This window comes from Arhodomonas sp. KWT (genome assembly GCF_010993615.1).
This window is the reverse complement of the sequence record NZ_WNXE01000880.1, coordinates 1-700: the sequence shown is the minus strand read 5'-3', so window position 1 is coordinate 700 and position 700 is coordinate 1. Positions and strand designations below refer to the sequence as shown.

Sequence of the window (700 nt, the reverse complement as noted above, 5' to 3'; positions counted from 1 at the left end):
ACCCGTCGCTCCTCCGCGGCGAGCTTCTCCGGGTCGTAGAAATCCGGGTCCTGCCAGTCGATACGATGGCGCACGGGTGCGCCGAGACCGCCCTCGCTCATGGCTCTCTCCTCCTGGCGTGCGGGGGGCGATGGGCGGCCCGGTCCGGGCCGCCCGCCGGTCTCAGAGCACTTCCATCCCCTCGAGGGCCTTCTTGAAGCGCCCCGCGTGGGAGCGTTCGGCCTTGGCCAGGGTCTCGAACCAGTCGGCGATCTCGTCGAAGCCCTCGTCGCGGGCATCCCGGGCCATTCCCGGATACATATCCGTGTACTCGTAGGTCTCCCCCGCGATCGCGGAGCGGAGGTTGGCGTCGGTGTCGCCAATGGGCTCGTTGGTGGCCGGGTCGCCGACCTCCTCGAGGAACTCGAGGTGGCCGTGGGCGTGGCCGGTCTCGCCCTCGGCGGTGGAGCGGAATACCGCGGAGATGTCGTTATGGCCTTCCACGTCGGCCTTCTGTGCGAAGTAGAGGTAACGGCGGTTCGCCATGGATTCGCCGGCGAAGGCTTCACAGAGGTTCTTGTGCGTCCTGGAGCCCTTGAGATCTGTCATGACACACCTCCTCCCATAGGGCGGCTTGTCGGGTAGTTCAGTGCGCTCCCGTACATTGCGGGAGCGTATCCCCTGTAATAGCAGCACCCATGCCGTCGTCAACAATATAGAA

1 protein-coding gene is annotated in these 700 nt (G+C 65.7%); it reads right to left on the bottom strand.

The features are described from left to right. Positions 1 to 162: 162 nt before the first annotated feature. On the bottom strand, positions 163 to 588 hold the full coding sequence (locus G7A99_RS23030; RefSeq protein WP_018718822.1) for a rubrerythrin family protein: 426 nt from the start codon (positions 586 to 588) through the stop codon (positions 163 to 165). Between the last annotated feature and the right edge of the window lie 112 nt (positions 589 to 700).